Genomic DNA, 20,984 nt, shown 5'->3' with positions numbered 1-20,984 from the left:
TATAAGCGGGCGTGACTGACGAACGGTTTCACCAGGGCAATCTGCCAGTAACCGTGGCGGCGGCATTTTTAACCCGCCTGCGAAAAACCGTTGAGGACAGCTCAAAAACGCCGTGTATGATGGTCGGTCCTTGCGAAGGGGTTCGTGTCACAGGGCTGTCGCTTGACGGTGGCAGGCTGATGCGAGCCCGGTTCTTCACGTTATTACACCAGGAGATATCCAATGAGCGTACTCGTAGGCAAACAAGCCCCTGACTTCACCGTACCGGCCGTACTCGGCAATGGCGAAATCGTAGACAGCTTCACCCTGTCGTCGGCCATCAAAGGCAAATACGGCCTGGTGTTCTTCTACCCACTGGACTTCACCTTCGTTTGCCCGTCCGAGCTGATCGCTCTGGACAACCGCATGTCTGACTTCAAGGCACGCAACGTTGAAGTGATCGCCGTTTCGATCGACTCGCACTTCACCCACAACGCCTGGCGCAACACTCCGGTCAACAATGGTGGTATCGGCGAAGTTCGCTACACCATGGCTGCCGACCTGAAACACGAAATCGCCAAGGCCTACGACGTTGAGTCCGAAGGCGGTGTGGCTTTCCGTGGCGCGTTCCTGATCGACGACAAAGGCGTTGTCCGCTCGCAGATCATCAACGACCTGCCGCTGGGCCGTAACATTGAAGAGCTGATCCGTCTGGTTGACGCTCTGCAATTCCACGAAGAGCACGGCGAAGTTTGCCCTGCCAACTGGAAAAAAGGCGACAAAGGCATGACCGCTTCGACCGAAGGCGTCGCGGCTTACCTGACCGAGAACGCTGCTGCGCTGTAAGGCACGTTTGAGGCATAAAAAAACCGGCCGTTGAGGCCGGTTTTTTTATGGGTGGGATAAACCCAACGATCAGTCGTTGTAGTCTTCCCAGCCGCCCATTTGTTTCCAGCGATTGACGATGCCGCAGAACAGCTCGGCCGTCTTCTCGGTGTCGTAGCGAGCCGAGTGGGCCTCACGACCGTCGAAGTCGATATCGGCGGCCTGACAGGCCTTGGCCAGTACCGTTTGGCCGTAAGCCAGACCGGCCAGGGTCGCAGTATCGAAGCTCGAGAACGGATGAAACGGGTTGCGCTTCATGTCCAGACGCGCGACAGCGGCGTTGAGGAAACCCAGATCGAAGCTGCTGTTGTGCCCGACCAGAATTGCCCGTTTGCAGCCATTGGCTTTCAGTGCCTTGCGGATGCCGCGGAAGATGTCGGTCAGCGCTGCTTCTTCGCTCACTGCCATGCGCAGCGGGTGATCGAGTTTGATCCCGGTAAATTCCAGAGCGGCCGCTTCGATGTTCGCGCCTTCAAAAGGCTCTACGCGAAAGAAGTAGGTGTGGTCGGCGTACACAAACCCTTTTTCGTCCATGCCAATGGTGGTTGCGGCAATTTCCAGCAAGGCGTCAGTGGCAGAGTTGAAACCACCGGTTTCAACGTCGACAACGACTGGCAGGTATCCACGGAAGCGCTCAGCCATCGGGTGGCGCGAACCACCTCCGCCGCCTTGACCGTCCTGTTCGTCGTCGAAATGGTCTTCACTCACGCGTGTTCCTCCAGCAGGCGCCAGCGCAGTTTTTCACCGGCGCGCAGCGGGATTACGGTCAGCTCGCCAAATGGCAGGCTGGTTGGGGCGGTCCACTCTTCGCGGACCAGGGTGATGCGATCGGTGTTCACCGGCAGGCCGTAGAAACGAGGGCCGTTCAGGCTGGCGAAGGCTTCGAGCTTGTCCAGCGCGTTGCGCTGTTCGAAGGCTTCGGCATACATCTCGATCGCTGCATAAGCCGTGTAGCAACCGGCACAGCCGCAAGCGGCTTCTTTGGCGTGCTGGGCATGGGGCGCCGAGTCGGTGCCGAGGAAGAACTTGTCGCTGCCGCTGGTGGCGGCGTCGAGCAGGGCTTCCTGGTGGGTGTTGCGCTTGAGAATCGGCAGGCAATAGAAGTGCGGCCGAATCCCGCCCACCAGCATGTGGTTGCGGTTGTACAGCAGGTGATGCGCGGTGATGGTAGCGCCAACATTGGCCGAAGCCTCGTTGACGAACTGCACGGCGTCGGCGGTAGTGATGTGTTCGAACACCACTTTGAGGCTCGGGAAGCGCTCGACCACACGACGCATGTGCTCATCGATAAAGAATTTTTCGCGATCGAACACGTCGACATCGCCACGGGTGACTTCACCGTGAACCAGCAAGGGCATCCCGACTTCGGCCATGGCCTCAAGTGCAGGGAAAATCTTGTCGATGCTGGTGACACCAGAGTCCGAGTTGGTGGTCGCGCCGGCCGGGTACAGCTTGGCGGCGTGAATGAAGCCGCAGGCCTTGGCCTCGCGAATTTCTTCGGGCTGGGTGCGGTCGGTCAGGTACAGCACCATCAACGGTTCGAAGCGGCTGCCAGCCGGGCGTGCAGCGAGAATCCGCTGGCGATAGCCGTCGGCTTCAGCGGTGTTCCGCACCGGAGGTACCAGGTTGGGCATGATGATGGCGCGACCAAAGGTGCGCGCGACATCCGCGACTGTATTGGGCAACACAGCACCATCGCGAAGATGAATATGCCAGTCGTCGGGACGCAGCAGGGTCAGGCGGTCGGACATGAGGGGATTCCAGGCGGGTCAAACTGAGGGGAATGCTACCGGAAAAGACTCTTCCAGGCACTCGCTATCAAGTTTTGCAGGAAGCTTCCGATATCCAACAGGTATGCCGTAAACATCTGTGTGTCGGTCTTTTTGTTGTAGAAGCCAGTGGAGCCTCCCGTGCGCCAGCGTTATTTAGCCTTGCTCAGCGTGTTTGCCAGCCTTCCTGCGATGGCGCTTACTTTCCAGACCCGTCTGGAGAGCATCGAGTGGACGGTCGAAGGAGACAAGTTCGAGTGCCGCCTGACTCAACCGATCACCGATTTTGGTTCGGGCGAATTCGTGCGTCGCGCTGGTGAGCAAGCGACGTTCCGTCTGAAGGCCTATAACTCGATGATCGGCGGCGGTTCCGCCACCTTGCTGGCGGCGGCTGCACCCTGGCAACCGGGGCGTGGCGACATCAACCTCGGTTCTGTGCGAATCGGCAGCGGCAATGTGTTGTTCAACAGTTCGCAAGTTCAGGCTGGCCGCTTGATCAGTGGCCTGATGGATGGCCGCAGTCCGGTCGTTCGACATTACTCGGGCGATGGCCGGGTGTCGGAAGTGCGTCTGTTGCCAGTCAAGTTCAGCAAGGCATTTAACGACTATCAGGGCTGCGTGGCGAAGCTGCTGCCGAAGAATTTCGAGCAGGTCAAGCAATCGCAGATCGGCTTCCCCGGCGAAGGTATCGATCTCGACGCGCAGGCCAAGGCGCAATTACAAGTGATGCTGGAGTTCATGAAGGCTGATCCGACGGTCAACCACATCGAGCTCGATGGCCACTCCGATAACAGCGGCAACCGCCTGACCAATCGTGATTTGTCGCGGCGTCGGGCCCTGGCCGTCATGGAGTTCTTCAAGGCCAACGGCATTCAGGAATCGCAGATCACCGTGCGCTTTCACGGCGAGCGTTATCCATTGGCGCCCAATACCAATTCCGCCAACCGGGCGAAGAACCGTCGGGTCAATGTGCACCTTGCGCGCGTTGCGCCCACTGAAAAGCCGGCCCCTCAGGCCACTGCATCGGCGAGCGCCGCGTCCACCTCCTGAACCCGCTGTTATCGTCGCTCACTCGACATAATCTGTCGCTTCGTCGTCATAAGCTGTCGCGCCTCTGTAAATTATCCTGCATGACCGGTAGACTTGACGGCTTTCCGTAGAACCCCGTGGAGTGATGGCATGGCGGACGTAAACAAGGTCGTTCTGGCGTATTCCGGCGGCCTGGACACTTCGGTGATCCTCAAGTGGCTGCAGGATACTTATAACTGTGAAGTCGTGACCTTCACCGCTGACCTGGGTCAGGGCGAAGAGGTCGAACCTGCACGCGCCAAGGCACAGGCCATGGGCGTGAAAGAGATCTACATCGACGACTTGCGCGAAGAATTCGTGCGCGATTTCGTTTTCCCGATGTTCCGCGCCAACACCGTTTACGAAGGCGAGTACCTGCTGGGTACTTCCATCGCTCGTCCGTTGATCGCCAAGCGCTTGATCGAAATCGCCAACGAAACCGGCGCTGACGCCATTTCCCATGGTGCCACCGGCAAGGGCAACGACCAGGTTCGTTTCGAGCTGGGCGCCTACGCCTTGAAGCCAGGCGTGAAAGTGATTGCTCCGTGGCGCGAATGGGACCTGCTCTCCCGTGAAAAGCTGATGGATTATGCTGAAAAGCACAACATCCCGATCGAGCGTCATGGCAAGAAAAAATCCCCGTACTCGATGGATGCCAACCTGCTGCACATCTCCTATGAAGGCGGCGTGCTGGAAGACACCTGGACCGAGCACGAAGAAGACATGTGGAAATGGACCGTCTCCCCGGAGAAGGCTCCAGATAAAGCGCAATACCTGGAACTGACCTACCGCAACGGCGACATCGTTGCACTGGACGGCGTCGAAATGACCCCGGCTACCGTGCTGGCGACCCTGAACCGTATCGGTGGCGAACACGGCATCGGCCGTCTCGACATCGTTGAGAACCGTTACGTGGGTATGAAGTCCCGTGGCTGCTATGAAACCCCAGGCGGCACCATCATGCTGCGCGCCCACCGTGCGATCGAATCGATCACCCTGGACCGCGAAGTGGCTCACCTCAAAGACGAGCTGATGCCTAAATACGCCAGCCTGATCTACACCGGTTACTGGTGGAGCCCTGAGCGCCTGATGCTGCAACAGATGATCGACGCGTCCCAGGCCCACGTGAACGGCGTTGTGCGCCTGAAGCTGTACAAGGGCAACGTGATCGTCACCGGTCGCAAGTCCGACGAATCGTTGTTCGATGCCAACATCGCGACCTTCGAAGAAGATGGCGGCGCCTACAACCAGGCCGACGCGGCGGGCTTCATCAAGCTCAACGCGTTGCGCATGCGTATTGCGGCGAACAAAGGCCGGAAGCTTTTCTGAGACCTTTGAAGCGGTAGTAGAACGACCTTAGTGGAACGAGAGTTGTGGCCTTGTCGGTGACAAGGCCACAATTTCTGAATAGGGGGGAGTTTTCCTGCCGGACATCGTGTTATCAGCACTCTTTTTGTATCTGTAATACCTTCCTTCTGTTTCCTCTCTCTGAATGCTCTTCAAGCGTTACCTGCTACGTGTCAGGTAAAAAGAGTGATCAAGAATCGTCAGACCGTGCGAATTCAAATTGTAAGCAATGCAAAGCGTTGGTCCGCTGCGATTCTTTGCCTGTTTTGATTGCTTGCTTGCGCTTTCCTTCAGTAGTGCCTCCGAATCGGTACAGGTGAGAAATACGATCACTTGTGCAGGACTTCCCTGTGGGTGCCGGTTTTTTTCAATCCAGGCACCGAATTCCATTTTCTTGTTTAACCAGCGCGCATCGATGATGTGCAGGTTTTTTAGCTGCTTGGCCATGCAAACGTGCTGTAGGGCCGAGAGGCCCGTCTGAATATCGATCCGGGTGGGAGGGTCCTTCAGGTTTTCGGGCCGCTGACCGCGTTCAGCGTTGTCCATCACTTCTACAAAATGCTTTCCCTTGCCGTAATCGGATGGCGCGTACAGCGACCGGTAGTTGAAGTTGAGTGTGGCGAAGAAAAGAAAAAGCAAATAAAAAGGAAAACTGATCAGAAACCAGACATAAAGCTCCCGCTCCTGGTTGTCGAGAAAGGGCAGCGAGACGGCGGCCGATGTTTCAGAAATAGCGGCAAATATCGCAATGACTGTCATGGGATTGATGATTTTGTTCTTTTGTTTGTTCATGTTTTCTGCTCATGGAAGTATTGTCTTTTCTCGATTGATTAGTGTTTTTTGGTTTTAACTTTTAATAACTAAGTGGTTGGTGTTTTTGTTTGTGTGGTACTCCTTTAAATGTTGGGTTTGAATAGTATGATAGTAGCGTTATTAAGTGTGGGCTGAGTATCTCTGTTCTTGATGTTTTAGGTGATGTTGCGTTAAATGTATTTTTAAGTGTTGCCTGGTGTGGTTTTTTTCTTGTTCCTTTATGTGCGATGTTTGTGGTGTGAAATTTAAAGTGGTAAATATCAGTTGCTTTTAAGGGTAGCTCAATAGTCGGTGTTCGTTTTAACGCTTGCGACGAATTCTGTTTTTTGGGTTTCTGGTTGTAAATAGAAACAAAAAAACTGCGGAGCATTGAAATGTTTTCAGGTTGATAAAGATTTTACCCTGCCGGTATTTTTGGAAATTTTGTAAGACTATTCGTTAATGTCTGTAGGGAATGTCTCTCGGTGCGGGTGGCCGAGGGGGGCGGCATGCCATGGGTGAAACGACTAGGCTATTGTGCGGGCTCTAAAAATTCGAACAGCGAAAATTGGACTTGCCCATGAATAAAGTGCTGATCGTGGATGATCACCCTGTCATTCGTCTTGCGGTGCGTATGCTAATGGAGCGTCATGGCTACGAAGTCATTGCAGAGACAGATAATGGCGTGGATGCGTTGCAACTTGCCCGTGAGCATATGCCGGATATTGTCATCCTGGATATTGGAATACCGAAACTTGATGGGCTGGAAGTCATTGCGCGTCTGACATCGACAGCAATGCCCATGAAAGTACTGATATTAACTTCCCAGGCGCCTGGGCATTTTTCTATGCGTTGCATGCAATCCGGTGCCGCAGGATATGTTTGCAAACAACAGGATCTCACTGAATTGCTCAGTGCAATAAAGGCAGTATTGTCGGGCTATAGTTACTTTCCGAATCAAGCTTTGCATACCGTACGTTCCAGTTTGGGGAACGCCAGTGAAGCCGATATGGTGGATCGACTGTCGGGACGGGAAATGATGGTCTTGCAACAATTGGCCCGAGGCAAGACCAACAAGGAGATTGCCGACGGAATGTTCCTCAGCAATAAGACCGTCAGTACTTACAAGACGCGTCTGTTGTTGAAGCTCAATGCTCGCTCCCTGGTCGACCTGATCGAATTGGCTCAACGCAATGGTCTGGTGTGACTGCCTCAGCGTTTGATGAGGCGCGATGAACGGGGGGGATCAGTGGTTGGCGCTTAGTAAAAAGCCTCCGTTTCGGGAGGCTTTTAGGTGTCATAGGTCAAAATCGTAATCGGCCAATTGCTTTTGCAGTCGGCGCTCCTCCAGCAGATTGTCGATGGTGCGGCGTTTGCTCAGGTTGGTCTTCGCCACTTCAACCACCGGTTCAGCATCATCAGCCTCAACAGGGGTGAAGTCGTCTTCTACGTCCAATTGCTCTTTGCCAGTGCTCATAGTGTTACTCCAGGCTAAGGCTGCCTTTGGCGCTCCTTATATCGATAATCTACCGGCGGGTAAAAAAGATTTTTTCAATCGATAAATTGAAAAACCTAATAGCGCCTCAATCGTCCGACGTCTTTTGCTTGTATTCGCACAAGTCTTCGATCCGACAGCTGCCGCAGCGAGGCTTGCGGGCAAGGCAAACGTAGCGTCCGTGGAGGATCAGCCAGTGATGGGAATCCAGCAGATATTCCTTCGGCACGTACTTCATCAGTTTTTGCTCAACCTCGACCACATTTTTGCCTGGAGCAATGCCGGTACGATTGCTGACCCGGAAAATATGCGTGTCCACGGCCATGGTCAGCTGACGGAACGCGGTATTGAGCACCACGTTGGCAGTCTTGCGGCCGACGCCGGGTAACGCTTCCAGCTCTTCACGGGTTTGCGGCACTTCGCCTCCATGACGTTCCATCAGTAAGCGACAGGTCTCGATCACGTTTTTCGCTTTGCTGTTGAACAGGCCGATGGTCTTGATGTATTCCGACAGTCCCTCGACACCCAAGGCATAAATCGCCGCCGGTGTATTGGCCACCGGATAGAGTTTCGCAGTGGCCTTGTTGACGCCGACATCGGTCGACTGCGCCGAGAGAATCACGGATATCAGCAATTCGAACGGCGAGGAGTAGGCCAGTTCGGTTTTCGGTTCCGGGTTGTCTTCGTGAAATCGGCGAAAAATTTCCAGACGTTTTGCGGCATTCATGGGCAGTGCGTTTCCTCGAAGGCGGTCAGTGTGGGGGCGTCGAGCGATTCCAGGCCTGATGTGCGGCGATCAGCAGTCCCAGCAGAATGAATCCGCCAGGGGCCAGGGTGGCGAGGCGCAAGCCACCGTCAGCGGTCAATGCCCAGCCTTGCCAGTCCGCTTGCGCAGTGCCAGCCAGCCATGGCAGATGGCTTGCGAATGTTCCGTTGCCGATAAATTCGCGCAGCACGCCAAGGCCCGCCATCAACGCGCCGAACAGGCCACACAGGCGCAGGCGATCACGCCAGGCGCTCTGGAAAAAACCGGTGTGTTCCAGCACAACACATTGCAAGGCAATCAATCCCGCATAGAACCCTACATGTTGGTGCCATTGCAGCGACCAGACTTGCGCGGCGAGTTCCGTGCAGCTGGTCAGTGTGGCCGCCAGCAGGACGTTGGCAAGCAAACGTGTCGCCGGGATAAGTCGGGATCGCAAGGCGGCCATGCTCACTCCAAAGGCACCGATCACCACGATGAACATCAGCCACAGGCCCAGAGCGGACACCAATGAATCCGTGGCACCGATCAGCGGTGCAAGCATCAGAGAATTCTGCAGCGTCGATGACTTATTCATGAGCGCTGCTCCCGATCAACTGTTGCTGATGTTCGTCGAAATAGCGCAACGCGTCATGGATGGCATTGATGACCGCTCTCGAAGTAATGGTCGCCCCCGCCATTTGATCGAATTGCCCCTGATCCTTTTTCAAGGCCCAGCCATTATCGGCAGGTTCGGTTCGGGACTTTCCGGAAAAAGCCTGAAGCCAGGTATTGGGCCAGTCGGCGAGTCGACCGCCCAGCCCCGGAGTTTCCGATTGCTTGAGCGTTTTTACGCCCAGCACCTTGCCGTTTGCGCCGATGGCGATCAGCAATTCGATGGAACCCTCGTAACCCAGGGTCTGGCTGCGCAGCAACACGGCACTGGTCTGGCCTGTCTTGGTTGCCAGGTAGCCACCTAGCAGCGTGCTGTTGGCCAACCCAGTGTTTTCGAGAGCGAGTGGTTGTTCCAGCGGCTGATTGTCGTAGCTTTCAGCAGGGAGCAGGTCCAGCAGGTTACGACTGTCGATCAGGCGCTGTTCGGCCGCAATGCGCGGCGCGCTGGTGTGCTGCAGGAGGTAAGTCGCACCAATCCCCAGGCTTGCCAGCAACACCAGGATCGCAATGCTCGACGCCCGGCTCATGGCGCACCCCGTTCCAGTCTCGAGGCGGCAAACCGCTCCAGCGCCGGCACACAGAGGTTCATCAACAGCACGGCAAAGGCTACGCCGTCCGGATAACCACCCCAGGTACGAATCAGGTACGTCAGCAGCCCGACGCCCGCGCCGAACAGCAGCCGCGCGCCGGGGCTTTTTGCGCCGGACACCGGTTCCGTAACGATGAAGAATGCCCCCAGCATGCTCGCACCAGTGAGCAGATGAAACAGCGGCGAGCCATGGGAGTCGGAGCCCGAGCCGTTCCAGCACAGCAGGCTAATGATGAACAGGCTGGCGAGCATGCCGACTGGCGCATGCCAACTGAACACCCGTCGTTGTAACAGAAACGCGCCGCCCGCCAGAAAGGCCAGGTTGACCCATTCCATGCCTCGGCCGCCGAAATGACCGAACGCCGGGTTAGCGGCAAACAGTTCATCCATGGTCAGGCTTTTGTTGATCCGCAGGCTGTCCAGCGCCGTGGCCTGGACCCAGGCATCTGGCGTCTGACCGAGGCTGAACCCGAACACCTGCTGCAAACCGCCGATCAGATCCAGTCCATGGAATGACGGCCAGTGGGTCATCTGTTGGGGAAAGGTCACCAGCACCAGGGCGAAGCCCAGCATTGCCGGGTTGAACGGGTTCTTGCCAACGCCGCCATACAAGTGTTTGCCGAACACCATCGCGAACGCCGCGGCACAGACCGTCAGCCACCACGGGCAATAAGGCGGCAAGGCCAGAGCCAACAGCGTCGCGCTGACCAGTGCGCTGCCGTCGCTCAAGGTCGGCTTGAGCGCTCGCTTGCGCAAGCGCAACACGGCCGCTTCAACGGCCAGTGCGGTAACCCCCGTCAGAATCAGGTTGATCAACACTCCCCAGCCATACAGCCAGAAAAACACCAGCATTCCCGGCACGGTGGCCAGCAATACCAGCTTCATGGCCTGCTGAAGACGCTCGTCGGCCGATTCAAGGGGCTGCATAGGCATCCACCTGACGCTCGGCTTCATTCACCGCGAGTTCCAGGGCTTCGATCTGCTCAGCTGGCGCTTCGCGGGCTTGGGCTTTCTTGAGTTCGGCGCGGCGCATGGCCAACTGGATCTTTGCCCGATTCAGCTGCGCATTTTTCGCCACAGTGACGGGTGCCTCGGCTGGCGGTGCAGTAATTTCCAGTTTCGCCAACGCCTGTTCGGCAACCTCGAACTGCTGTTGCAGGACGATCAGTTGCGACTGCTGTTCGAAGGTCGGCGGATGCCCGAACGCCTTGAGTGACTTGTTCAGTTGCGCCCGACTCATCGCCAGCTCGATCTTGGCTTTTTTCAACGCCGCATCGGCATTGGCTGCCTTCTGTGCTCGGACTCGCTCAAGAGCGGCTTGAACCGGGTCGAGCGTCGCTACCTCACTGTGCTGGACGGCGCGCTGGGCTCGGGCCTGACGTTCGGCGATTTTCTGTTCTTCTTCGCGATGCAGGCGAGCGTTGCGCTGTTCAAATCGGCGCCGTGCGCGATTGCGCTTGGCCGCCCGGGCGCGTTGTTCCTCAAGGCTGAACGCCAGGCCGCCGACAATCGGTAGCGCCGTGTCCAGCTGCAACGGCCGCATCTCGATGCAATCCACCGGGCAGGGCGCTACGCACAGGTCGCAACCGGTGCATTCATCGACGATCACCGTGTGCATCAATTTCGCCGCGCCGACAATGGCATCCACCGGGCAGGCCTGGATGCACTTGGTGCAACCAATACACTCCGCTTCACGAATATAGGCGATCTGCGCCGGGGCCGAACCGCGACTGACGTCCAGTTCCAGCACCGGCACTTTCAACAGCTCGGCCAGGGCAGCGATGGTTTCGTTGCCGCCCGGCGGGCACTTGTTGATCGGTTCGCCGCTGGCAATGCCTTCGGCGTACGGTTTGCATCCGGGGTGGCCGCACTTGCCGCATTGGGTCTGCGGCAACAGGGCGTCGATGCGTTGAATCAGACTCATGTTTTGATCAGTCCGCTGAATCCGAGAAAGGCCACTGCAATCAGTCCCGCGCCGATCAGGTCGATGGGCAGGCCGCGAAAGGGCAGGGGGATATCATTTTCGATTGTGCGTTGGCGCAAGTCGCTGAACAGGCTCAGTACCAGCCAGAATCCCAGCCCGGCACCCAGGCTCAGGGCCATGGCGTGGAAGAAGCCTTTGTCCTCCTGAGCGTTGAGCAGCGTCAGGCCGAGTACGCCGGCGTTGCCCAGCAGCAGGGGCCAGAGGCCATCGAACGCAAGCTTTGGAAGTAACCGGGAAAGCACTTTCAGCAGCGGGCCAATCAGCAGAACGCTTAATGGCAGGAAGACGAAAAGACGCAGCGACGTCAGCTCCAGCGGGACCAGCAACCAACGGTAGGCCGAGTAGCCCAGCGTGCCGACGATCAGCATCAAACACGTCGTCGCAAGGCCCAACGCGTGGACTTGCCGATGCTCGTTGTCCAGCAGCGGATCGACGCCCAGCGGCCAGTGCAACACGAGGTTGTTGATCAGGGCAGTGCTGATAAGCGTAAGAAGCAGTTCGGTCATGATCTGTCTACCTGAAGCGTCCGTATCCACACATCGTTGGGCTGCTGGGTAAATCTGTAGGAGTTGCCGCAGGCTGCGATCTTTTGACTTTGTTTTTTGAAGACAAGGTCAAAAGATCGCAGCCTCGTTTCACTCGACAGCTCCTACAAGGTGAGTCCGGAGTTGAGAGATAGTATGGGCCAGACATGAAAATCCCACAGTCGCGCCAGGCACGACTGTGGGATCGGTTTACAGCAGAACCTTACTTGATGCGCTGACCTGGCTTGGCGCCGCTGTCAGGGCTGAGCAGGTAGATTTCTTCACCGCCAGGGCCGGCCGCCATCACCATGCCTTCGGAGATGCCGAACTTCATTTTCCGTGGCTTGAGGTTGGCGATCATCATGGTCAGACGACCATTGAGCTTGGACGGATCCGGATAAGCGCTCTTGATTCCGGAGAACACGTTGCGTTGCTCGTCACCGATGTCCAGGGTCAGGCGCAGCAGTTTGTCGGCACCTTCCACGTGTTCGGCCTTGAGGATCAGGGCGACGCGCAGGTCGACAGCGGCAAAGGCATCGAACTCGATCTCCGGCGACAGCGGATCCTTGGCCAGTTCACCGTTGCCGGCAGGTGCAGCGTCGCCGGTGTCGGTAGCGCTGGCGGTCAGGTCTTCTTTCGAGGCGTCGCTCATGGCTTGCACTTTTACCGGGTCGATACGGGTCATCAACGGTTTGAACTCGTTCAGCTGATGGTTGCTGAGCAAGGTGGCGTGATCATTCCAGGTCAGCGGCGCGACGTTCAGGAACGCCTCGGCGTCGGCGGCCAGCAGCGGCAGCACCGGCTTGAGGAAGATCACCAACTGGCGGAACAGGTTGATGCCCAGGGCGCAGATGGCCTGGACTTCGTCTTGCTTGCCTTCCTGTTTGTTCAGCGACCACGGCGCCTTGTCGGCGATCCAGGCATTGGCACGGTCGGCCAGGCCCATGATTTCGCGCATGGCACGGGCGAAGTCGCGAGCCTCGTAGGCTTCGGCGATGCTCGGCGCAGCGGCGAGGAACGCTTCGGTCAGTTCCGGCGCGGCATTGCCCGCCACCAGTACACCGGCGTTGCCTTTGTGGATGAAACCGGCGCAACGGCTGGCGATGTTGACGACTTTGCCGACCAGGTCGGAGTTGACCTTCTGCACAAAGTCTTCGAGGTTCAGGTCCAGGTCGTCGACGCCGCGGCTCAACTTGGCTGCGTAGTAGTAGCGCAGATATTCCGGCGACAGGTGGTCGAGATAGGTCCGGGCCTTGATGAAGGTGCCGCGGGACTTGGACATTTTCTGACCGTTGACGGTCAGGTAACCGTGTACGTTGATGCCGGTCGGTTTACGGAAGCCGGCGCCTTCGAGCATGGCTGGCCAGAATAGAGCGTGGAAGTTGACGATGTCCTTGCCGATGAAATGGTACAGCTCGGCGGTGGAATCCTTGCCCCAGAACGCATCGAAATCAAGTGTAGGCGTGCGGTCGCAGAGGTTCTTGAAGCTGGCCATGTAGCCGATCGGCGCGTCGAGCCAGACGTAGAAGTATTTGCCTGGCTCGTCAGGAATTTCGAAACCGAAGTACGGCGCATCGCGGGAGATGTCCCACTGTTGCAGGCCAGCGTCCAGCCATTCGGCGATTTTGTTCGCCACGGCTTCTTGCAGGGTGCCGCTGCGGGTCCAGGCTTGCAGCATTTCCTGGAAGTCCGGCAGCTTGAAGAAGAAGTGCTGGGAATCCTTGAGCACCGGAGTGGCGCCAGAGATCGCCGACTTCGGATCCTTCAGGTCGGTCGGCGCGTAGGTCGCACCGCATTTTTCGCAGTTGTCGCCGTACTGGTCTTCGGTGCCGCATTTCGGGCAGGTGCCCTTGATGAAGCGGTCGGCCAGGAACATTTTCTTTTCCGGGTCGAAGTACTGAGTGATCGAGCGCGTGGCAATGTGCCCGGCGTCGCGCAGCTTCAGGTAGATCTGACTCGACAGCTCACGGTTTTCTTCGGCGTGAGTGGAGTGGAAGTTGTCGAAGTCCACCAGGAACTCGGCAAAGTCGGCGCTGTGTTCAGCCTGGACGTTGGCGATCAGTTGTTCCGGGGTGATGCCTTCCTTTTCCGCGCGCAGCATGATGGCCGAACCGTGGGCGTCGTCGGCGCAGACATAAATGCATTGATTGCCGCGGTGCTTCTGGAAGCGCACCCACATATCGGTCTGGATATATTCCAGCATGTGGCCAAGATGGATCGAACCATTGGCATAGGGCAGGGCGCTGGTGACGAGGATCTTGCGTGGCTCGGACATGGGGCTCGGCTACTTGATGAAACGGAGGTCGGCCACTATAAAGCGCCAGCGCATATTTTTCACCCCCGCGACCTGTATCCACGGTCCATGTAGCAGCTGGCGAAGCCTGCGTTCGGCTGCGCAGCAGTCGTGAACCCGGACAACTCGGACTACCTGAAATACCGCGGTGTCTGGTTTTACGACTGCTGCGCAGCCGAACGCAGGCTTCGCCAGCTGCTACAGGTTGCGTCTGGCCATGGGATATTTGTGACATCTTGAAAGCATGCCGTCCGGGCGACAGAACGGTTAGGATACCCGCCTGATTTTCCAGTCTTGCTATCGGAGTTGCCCATGAGCGCCGTCAATCGCGCAGCGGTGGAAGCCGTCCTTCGCCAATACACCGACCCTTATCTGAACCAGGACCCGGTCAGCGCCGGGTGCGTACGCGGCATCGACATTCAGGGTGATCGCGTCAGCGTCCAGCTGGAGCTGGGTTACGCCGCCGGTCTGTTCAAGAGTGGCTGGGCGCAGTTGCTGCAAATGGCCATTGAAGGGCTGGACGGCGTGACCATCGCCCGCGTCGAGATCACCAGTGTTATTGCCGCGCACAAGGCTCAAGCGCAGATCCCGGGGCTGGCAAACGTCAAGAACGTGGTGGCCGTGGCGTCCGGCAAGGGCGGTGTGGGCAAATCAACCACCGCCGCCAACCTGGCTCTGGCCCTGGCCCGCGAAGGCGCCAAGGTCGGGATTCTCGACGCGGACATTTACGGACCGAGCCAGGGCATCATGTTTGGCATCCCCGAAGGCACCCGACCCAAGGTCAAGGATCAGAAGTGGTTTATTCCGATCGAGTCCCATGGTGTCGAAGTCATGTCCATGGCGTTCCTGACCGACGACAACACGCCGATGGTCTGGCGCGGGCCGATGGTTTCCGGCGCCTTGTTGCAACTGGTCACTCAAACCGCCTGGGGCGACCTGGATTACCTGGTCATCGACATGCCACCAGGCACCGGTGACATCCAGCTGACTCTGGCGCAGAAAGTCCCGGTGGCCGGCGCGGTGATCGTTACCACGCCACAAGATCTGGCATTGCTGGACGCACGCAAGGGCGTGGAGATGTTCCGCAAGGTCAACATCCCGGTGCTGGGCGTGGTGGAAAACATGGCCGTGCACATCTGCTCCAACTGCGGGCATGCCGAGCATCTGTTCGGTGAGGGTGGTGGTGTGAAACTGGCCAACCAGTACGGCGTCGAACTGCTGGCTTCGTTACCGCTGGCGATGGCCATCCGCGAACAGGCCGACGGCGGCAAGCCAACGGTGATCGCCGAGCCTGACAGCCCGATTGCGATGGTTTACCAGGAACTGGCCCGCCATGTCGGCGCGCGGATCGTGTTGCAGGAAGCGGTTTCGCCCGCGATGCCGAACATCACCATCAGCGACGATTGATTCACTGAAAAAAGATCGCAGCTCCTACCTGGATTGGCTTACACCTGTAGGAGCTGTCGAGCGAAGCGAGGCTGCGATCTTTTGATCTTGCTTTAGATCCGCAACCCGCCATCCAACTCCAGAATCCGACCGGTGAAGTAGTCGTTCTCGAAGATGTAGGCCGCCGAATGGGCGATCTCTTCAATCTTGCCCATGCGTTTGAGCGGAATCGCGGACGTTATCTTCTCCAGCGCCTCAGGCTTCATGCTCAGCGTCATTTCGGTTTCGATAAAACCCGGTGCAATGGCTGCCACACGAATACCGTAGCGTGCCAATTCCTTCGCCCAGGTCACGGTCATCGCGGCGACACCGGCCTTGGCGGCGGAGTAGTTGGTCTGGCCGGCGTTGCCAGCACGGGAGATCGACGAGATATTAATGATCGTGCCGCTGTTGTTCAGCTCGATCATTTTGGCCGCGACTTCACGGGTGCACAGGAATACGCCGGTCAGATTGACGTCGATGACCGACTGCCACTGAGCCAGGCTCATCTTGGTCATCTCGCCGTCCTTGACCTTGATGAGCAAGCCATCGCGCAGGATCCCGGCGTTGTTGATCAGGCCATGAATCGCACCGAAGTCTTCGGCCACCTGGGTGGCCATATGGGTCACTTGCTCTTCATTGGCGACATTGCACAGATAAGCGCGAGCCTCGACGCCTTTAGCCTTGCAAGCGGCGACGGCGTCGTCGAGCTTTTCCTGGTTCAGGTCTACCAGCGCCAGCTTCGCGCCTTTACCGGCGAAATACTCGGCCATGGAACGGCCTAAACCCTGGCAACCGCCGGTGATAATGATTACTTTGTCAGTGAGTTGCATTCGCATGCCCCAATAGCAGGTCAGAGGAGTGGTTTCCTTTTAGAGAGTAGCCTCTCGATCTGCACCTGATGGCCTGGCTGCACATGAGAACTGCCCCGATGGCGTACTGGAACTTATCCCCAGGCGCCTGTCCGTTTTTTTGACGGATTCTAATAAGGAGTCATAAATTGAGCGTTGAAGCGGCCAAGAATGCCCGAGAATTGCTTCTCAAGGAATACCGTGGAGTGCTCTCGACACACTCCAAGGCGATGCCCGGTTTCCCGTTTGGCTCCGTGGTTCCGTACTGTCTGGACGAACAGGGCCGGCCGCTGATCCTTATCAGCCGTATCGCCCAGCACACCCACAACCTGCAGAAAGATCCCAAATGTTCACTGTTTGTGGGTGAGCGCGGGGCTGAAGATGTGCAAGCCGTTGGTCGGCTGACCTACCTCGCCGAAGCAGAAAAGCTCGAAGACGAGGCCGCCATCGAAGCGGCAGCTGAGCGTTACTACCGCTATTTCCCGGATTCGCAGAGCTACCACAAGGCCCACGATTTCGATTTCTGGGTGCTCAAACCGGTACGTCACCGTTACATCGGCGGCTTCGGTGCGATTCACTGGGTCGATCAGTTAACGCTGGCCAACCCGTTCGCCGGAAAAGCCGAAGCGAGCATGGTCGAGCACATGAATGCCGATCACGCCAAAGCCATCGCCCATTACGTCGAACTGGCGGGCCTGCCGAAAACCGAGCCGGCGCAACTGGCTGGTATCGACACCGAAGGCATGCACCTGCGCATTGGCCAGGGGCTCTATTGGTTGCCGTTTCAAGCGCCGTGTAATACGCCGACACAAGTGCGCGAAGCCTTGGTTTTCCTGGCTCACGCCGAACATTGGCCGAAAAATGAAGTGGCCGACGCTTGAATTCACGAATCGGCGACGTCATCTAGGGAAGACTGGCAAGGCATTCTTGCGTTGAGGAACCATTTGATGCGCCCTTTTTTATTGCTCTTTGTACTGTTTCCGGTGTTGGAGCTGTTCGTATTCGTCAAGGTGAGCGGGGCGATCGGGTTTTTCCCGGCCCTGCTGCTGGTCATTCTCGGCTCGATGCTCGGCGTGTTCGTGCTGCGTATCGCTGGTCTGGCAACCGCATTGCGTGCTCGTGAAAGCCTGAACCGCGGCGAGCTGCCGGCCCAGACCATGCTCGAAGGTTTGATGCTGGCACTGGCGGGTGGTCTGTTGATCCTGCCGGGCTTCGTCACTGACGCGCTGGGTCTGATCATGTTGTTGCCGCTCTCTCGTCGACTGTTGGCCAATAAAATGCGCCAGCGTGCCGAAGAGGCGGCAATCCGTCAGCGTGCGTTCGCCGACGACCTTCAGCCACGTGGCGGCCCTGCGACCCGCGAGCCGCTGGGCCGTGAGCCCAACGTGATCGAAGGCGAATTCGAACACCGCGATACCAAGTAATCCACACCACCGGCACGGCACCTTCGGGTGCCGTGTTCGTTTGTGGGGCAGCAACCTGAAAAAATTTGCTTCCTCGCCCTTGTAATAAGCTTATGCGCCCTTATGTAACGGTCACCGCAAGGTTTCTGGCGATCACGCCAGACAGACTTCCGCGGTTCGCTTGACGAACCGCACCCGGCACCGCCGGATTTTGTTAAACCCGCCGGGAATACACCGGCCGATGAAAACCACAATTAGGAGAGATCGACAATGAAGCTTCGTCCTCTGCATGACCGCGTCGTCGTCCGTCGCAGCGAAGAAGAAAAGAAAACCGCTGGCGGTATCGTCCTGCCAGGTTCGGCTGCTGAAAAGCCAAACCAGGGTGAAGTTCTCGCCGTAGGTCCAGGCAAAGCACTGGAAAACGGTGAAGTGCGTGCACTGGCTGTGAAAGTGGGTGACAAGGTTGTGTTCGGCCCGTACTCCGGCAGCAACACCGTGAAAGTCGACGGCGAAGACCTGCTGGTAATTGGCGAGAGCGAAATCCTCGCCGTTATCGAAGGCTGATTCCCCGCTCATTTTCCCGCTACTACAAAGTATTTAAGGAATATCGATCATGGCTGCTAAAGAAGTTAAATTCGGCGATTCCGCCCGCAAGAAAATGCTCGCCGGTGTCAACGTCCTGGCTGACGCAGTAAAAGCGACCCTGGGCCCTAAGGGCCGTAACGTGATCATCGAGAAGAGCTTCGGCGCTCCGACCATCACCAAGGACGGCGTGTCCGTTGCCAAAGAAATCGAGCTGAAAGATCGCTTCGAAAACATGGGCGCGCAGCTGGTCAAAGACGTTGCCTCCCGTGCCAACGATGACGCAGGCGACGGCACCACCACCGCTACCGTTCTGGCTCAATCGATCGTCAACGAAGGCCTGAAAGCCGTCGCTGCCGGCATGAACCCGATGGACCTGAAGCGCGGTATCGACAAAGCGACCATCGCTATCGTCAAAGAGCTGAAAGCCCTGTCCAAGCCTTGCGCTGACACCAAGGCCATCGCTCAGGTCGGCACCATCTCGGCCAACTCCGACAGCTCCATCGGCGACATCATTGCCGAAGCCATGGAAAAAGTCGGTAAAGAAGGCGTGATCACCGTTGAAGAAGGCTCGGGCCTGGAAAACGAACTGTCGGTTGTTGAAGGCATGCAGTTCGACCGTGGCTACCTGTCCCCGTACTTCGTCAACAAGCCAGAGACCATGACTGCCGAGCTGGACGGTCCGCTGATCCTGCTGGTCGACAAAAAGATCTCGAACATCCGCGAAATGCTGCCAGTACTGGAAGCCGTTGCCAAAGCCGGCCGTCCACTGCTGATCGTGGCCGAAGACGTTGAAGGCGAAGCCCTGGCGACTCTGGTTGTGAACAACATGCGTGGCATCGTTAAAGTTGCAGCCGTCAAGGCGCCTGGCTTCGGCGACCGTCGCAAGGCCATGCTGCAGGACATCGCTGTTCTGACTGGCGGTACCGTTATCTCCGAAGAGATCGGTCTGAGCCTGGAAAGCACTACCCTGGAACACCTGGGTAATGCCAAGCGCGTGATCCTGTCCAAAGAAAACACCACCGTGATCGACGGTGCCGGCGTTGAGGCTGACATCCAGGCTCGCGTTCTGCAGATCCGTCAGCAAGTGGCTGACACTTCGTCCGACTACGACCGTGAAAAACTGCAAGAGCGTCTGGCCAAACTGTCCGGCGGCGTTGCAGTGATCAAGGTTGGCGCTGGTTCCGAAGTTGAAATGAAAGAGAAGAAAGCCCGCGTTGAAGACGCCCTGCACGCTACCCGTGCAGCCGTTGAAGAAGGCGTGGTACCTGGCGGCGGCGTGGCGCTGGTTCGCGCTCTGCAGGCTATCTCCGAGCTGAAAGGCGACAACGATGACCAGAACGTTGGCATCCAGTTGCTGCGTCGCGCTGTTGAAGCGCCACTGCGTCAGATCGTTGCCAACTCCGGCGACGAGCCAAGCGTAGTTGTCGACAAGGTCAAGCAGGGTTCGGGTAACTACGGTTACAACGCTGCTACCGGCGAATACGGCGACATGATCGAAATGGGTATCCTGGACCCGGCTAAAGTGACTCGTTCGGCTCTGCAAGCGGCTTCGTCGATTGCCAGCCTGATGATCACCACCGAAGCCATGATCGCTGAGATCAAGGAAGACGGTCCAGCTGGCGGCGGCATGCCAGACATGGGCGGTATGGGCGGCATGGGCGGCATGATGTAAGCCAGCCTTACCCCTATAAAAAAAACCCCGCCTGCGCTAAGCAGGCGGGGTTTTTTATTGCCCTCTATAAAGTCAAAAGATCGCAGCCTGCGGCAGCTCCTACAAAAGAAGGCGATCCCCTGTAGGAGCTGGCGAAGCCTGCGATCTTTTGATCTTCCCTCAGGCGCTGACAGATTCTGCCTTGGTCACCCGATCAGCCTTGGAAGCTGGCCGATACAGGATGTAGTAATACGACCCCAGACAAATCAGCCAGCAGAAAATCGCCGTCCACACATTGTGCGAAAAGAAGTGCGCGCCCTGCATCATCCGGCTGATGGAAAACACCGTGCCCAACGCGAAAGCGAACACAAACGCCTTGCGTGCCAGACGCGGACGACGATCGCGCAGGACAAAGAACAGCGCAAACAGTGTGAAACCGGTCGCCGCATGGCCGCCTGGCCAGCAACGGCCGGGTTTATCGGTGTGCGGGCGAGGGCTGAGCAGTTCGCTATAGGTTTCGTGACCGCCAAACTGCTCAAGGCTCCACGGGCATTGAACGGCTGTCACTGCTTTGACTGGGGTGACAAAGGATGTAGCCAGAGCCAAAGACAGCACCAGGCAGCCCAGTTCCCGTTTGATCGGTTTGAGCCTGTCCATGAAAAAGGAGGCGATGAAACCGAAGATGGCCAACACCGAGAAGGCGATGACCACTTGCTTGGCACGGTCATGCAGGATGTCTTCCAGGAAGTAACTGTGCCGTCCGATGAAATCACCCGCAACCGGGTCATACAATAGTTTGGCAAGGTCCATGTCCAGGGACGTCAGTTCGAGCAACACCAGAGTGATCGCCGCGATGGCGGGAACGCCTAGGCACACCCAGAAATTGAGCGGGCGGGAGGCGGGGCGGACAGCAATTGATGACATGGA

At 57.5% G+C, this 20,984-nt stretch carries 22 protein-coding genes; 9 read left to right on the top strand and 13 right to left on the bottom strand.

The window, feature by feature from the left end; translation table 11 throughout:
- The first annotated feature begins 222 nt into the window (after window positions 1-222).
- Window positions 223-825 carry a peroxiredoxin gene (locus EAH74_RS06015; protein WP_064679479.1) on the top strand — a complete coding sequence of 201 codons (603 nt, stop codon included), beginning with the start codon at window positions 223-225 and terminating at the stop codon, window positions 823-825.
- Window positions 826-894: 69 nt separating this feature from the next.
- Here EAH74_RS06015 and rnt read toward each other — a convergent pair whose 3' ends face one another.
- The gene (gene rnt, locus EAH74_RS06010) at window positions 895-1,572 is read right to left on the bottom strand and encodes a ribonuclease T (protein ID WP_123368467.1); all 678 of its coding nucleotides are present in this window, start codon (window positions 1,570-1,572) and stop codon (window positions 895-897) included.
- Window positions 1,569-2,615, bottom strand: coding sequence for a dihydroorotase (gene pyrC, locus EAH74_RS06005; protein WP_123368468.1), 1,047 nt, complete (start codon window positions 2,613-2,615; stop codon window positions 1,569-1,571). The genes rnt and pyrC overlap by 4 nt, the downstream gene beginning before the upstream one ends.
- A 159-nt stretch (window positions 2,616-2,774) precedes the next feature.
- Here pyrC and EAH74_RS06000 point away from each other — a divergent pair, with 159 nt between their 5' ends.
- On the top strand, window positions 2,775-3,683 hold the full coding sequence (locus EAH74_RS06000; RefSeq protein WP_123368469.1) for a flagellar protein MotY: 909 nt from the start codon (window positions 2,775-2,777) through the stop codon (window positions 3,681-3,683).
- A gap of 129 nt (window positions 3,684-3,812) precedes the next feature.
- Window positions 3,813-5,030: an argininosuccinate synthase gene (locus EAH74_RS05995; protein WP_007898502.1), complete on the top strand. Its 1,218-nt coding sequence runs from the start codon at window positions 3,813-3,815 to the stop codon at window positions 5,028-5,030.
- Window positions 5,031-5,207: 177 nt separating this feature from the next.
- Here EAH74_RS05995 and EAH74_RS05990 read toward each other — a convergent pair whose 3' ends face one another.
- A complete protein-coding gene (locus EAH74_RS05990; protein ID WP_140676997.1) occupies window positions 5,208-5,840 on the bottom strand; it encodes a hypothetical protein in 633 nt (210 codons plus the stop codon).
- A gap of 580 nt (window positions 5,841-6,420) precedes the next feature.
- On the opposite strand from EAH74_RS05990, the gene EAH74_RS05985 reads away from it, so the two are divergent.
- Window positions 6,421-7,047 carry a response regulator transcription factor gene (locus EAH74_RS05985; RefSeq protein ID WP_008155570.1) on the top strand — a complete coding sequence of 209 codons (627 nt, stop codon included), beginning with the start codon at window positions 6,421-6,423 and terminating at the stop codon, window positions 7,045-7,047.
- Between the two features lie 90 nt (window positions 7,048-7,137).
- Here the strand turns inward: EAH74_RS05985 and EAH74_RS05980 are convergent, their stop codons facing one another.
- The 8 genes from EAH74_RS05980 to metG form a co-directional block, all read right to left on the bottom strand.
- Entirely contained in the window at window positions 7,138-7,317 is a 180-nt protein-coding gene (locus EAH74_RS05980; RefSeq protein WP_007898493.1) for a PA3496 family putative envelope integrity protein, read from the bottom strand.
- Window positions 7,318-7,423: 106 nt separating this feature from the next.
- A complete protein-coding gene (gene nth, locus EAH74_RS05975) occupies window positions 7,424-8,062 on the bottom strand; it encodes an endonuclease III (RefSeq protein ID WP_140676995.1) in 639 nt (212 codons plus the stop codon).
- 25 nt (window positions 8,063-8,087) lie between these two features.
- Entirely contained in the window at window positions 8,088-8,675 is a 588-nt protein-coding gene (locus EAH74_RS05970) for an Rnf-Nqr domain containing protein (protein ID WP_140676993.1), read from the bottom strand.
- Window positions 8,668-9,279, bottom strand: coding sequence for an RnfABCDGE type electron transport complex subunit G (locus EAH74_RS05965; RefSeq protein WP_140676991.1), 612 nt, complete (start codon window positions 9,277-9,279; stop codon window positions 8,668-8,670). Before EAH74_RS05965 ends, EAH74_RS05970 begins: the two co-directional genes overlap by 8 nt.
- Window positions 9,276-10,268 carry an RnfABCDGE type electron transport complex subunit D gene (locus EAH74_RS05960; RefSeq protein WP_140676989.1) on the bottom strand — a complete coding sequence of 331 codons (993 nt, stop codon included), beginning with the start codon at window positions 10,266-10,268 and terminating at the stop codon, window positions 9,276-9,278. The genes EAH74_RS05965 and EAH74_RS05960 overlap by 4 nt, the downstream gene beginning before the upstream one ends.
- Window positions 10,255-11,265, bottom strand: coding sequence for an electron transport complex subunit RsxB (gene rsxB / locus EAH74_RS05955; RefSeq protein ID WP_140676987.1), 1,011 nt, complete (start codon window positions 11,263-11,265; stop codon window positions 10,255-10,257). Before rsxB ends, EAH74_RS05960 begins: the two co-directional genes overlap by 14 nt.
- Window positions 11,262-11,831, bottom strand: coding sequence for an electron transport complex protein RnfA (locus tag EAH74_RS05950; RefSeq protein WP_140676985.1), 570 nt, complete (start codon window positions 11,829-11,831; stop codon window positions 11,262-11,264). Before EAH74_RS05950 ends, rsxB begins: the two co-directional genes overlap by 4 nt.
- Window positions 11,832-12,072: 241 nt before the next feature.
- Complete coding sequence (gene metG / locus EAH74_RS05945) at window positions 12,073-14,124, bottom strand: methionine--tRNA ligase (protein WP_123368476.1); 2,052 nt, start codon at window positions 14,122-14,124, stop codon at window positions 12,073-12,075.
- Window positions 14,125-14,454: 330 nt separating this feature from the next.
- Here metG and apbC point away from each other — a divergent pair, with 330 nt between their 5' ends.
- A complete protein-coding gene (gene apbC / locus EAH74_RS05940) occupies window positions 14,455-15,549 on the top strand; it encodes an iron-sulfur cluster carrier protein ApbC (RefSeq protein WP_046055352.1) in 1,095 nt (364 codons plus the stop codon).
- 92 nt (window positions 15,550-15,641) lie between these two features.
- Here apbC and EAH74_RS05935 read toward each other — a convergent pair whose 3' ends face one another.
- The gene (locus tag EAH74_RS05935) at window positions 15,642-16,400 is read right to left on the bottom strand and encodes an SDR family oxidoreductase (RefSeq protein WP_140676983.1); all 759 of its coding nucleotides are present in this window, start codon (window positions 16,398-16,400) and stop codon (window positions 15,642-15,644) included.
- A gap of 167 nt (window positions 16,401-16,567) precedes the next feature.
- Here EAH74_RS05935 and EAH74_RS05930 point away from each other — a divergent pair, with 167 nt between their 5' ends.
- The 4 genes from EAH74_RS05930 (at window position 16,568) to groL (ending at window position 20,078) form a co-directional block, all read left to right on the top strand.
- Window positions 16,568-17,299, top strand: coding sequence for a HugZ family protein (locus EAH74_RS05930; RefSeq protein WP_056742005.1), 732 nt, complete (start codon window positions 16,568-16,570; stop codon window positions 17,297-17,299).
- Between the two features lie 66 nt (window positions 17,300-17,365).
- A complete protein-coding gene (locus EAH74_RS05925; protein WP_140676981.1) occupies window positions 17,366-17,842 on the top strand; it encodes an FxsA family protein in 477 nt (158 codons plus the stop codon).
- A 249-nt stretch (window positions 17,843-18,091) separates the two neighbouring features.
- Window positions 18,092-18,385 (top strand): co-chaperone GroES, encoded by a 294-nt coding sequence (locus tag EAH74_RS05920; RefSeq protein ID WP_008155545.1) that lies wholly within the window; start codon window positions 18,092-18,094, stop codon window positions 18,383-18,385.
- Window positions 18,386-18,434: 49 nt separating this feature from the next.
- The gene (gene groL, locus EAH74_RS05915; RefSeq protein ID WP_008155543.1) at window positions 18,435-20,078 is read left to right on the top strand and encodes a chaperonin GroEL; all 1,644 of its coding nucleotides are present in this window, start codon (window positions 18,435-18,437) and stop codon (window positions 20,076-20,078) included.
- A 159-nt stretch (window positions 20,079-20,237) separates the two neighbouring features.
- Here the strand turns inward: groL and EAH74_RS05910 are convergent, their stop codons facing one another.
- A complete protein-coding gene (locus EAH74_RS05910) occupies window positions 20,238-20,981 on the bottom strand; it encodes a phosphatase PAP2 family protein (protein ID WP_140676979.1) in 744 nt (247 codons plus the stop codon).
- Window positions 20,982-20,984 lie beyond the last annotated feature (3 nt).

This window comes from Pseudomonas mandelii (assembly GCF_006438925.1).
Taxonomy (GTDB): Bacteria; Pseudomonadota; Gammaproteobacteria; order Pseudomonadales; family Pseudomonadaceae; genus Aquipseudomonas; species Aquipseudomonas mandelii_C.
The sequence above is the reverse complement of the archived record's forward strand: the minus strand, read 5'-3'. Positions and strand labels throughout refer to the sequence as shown.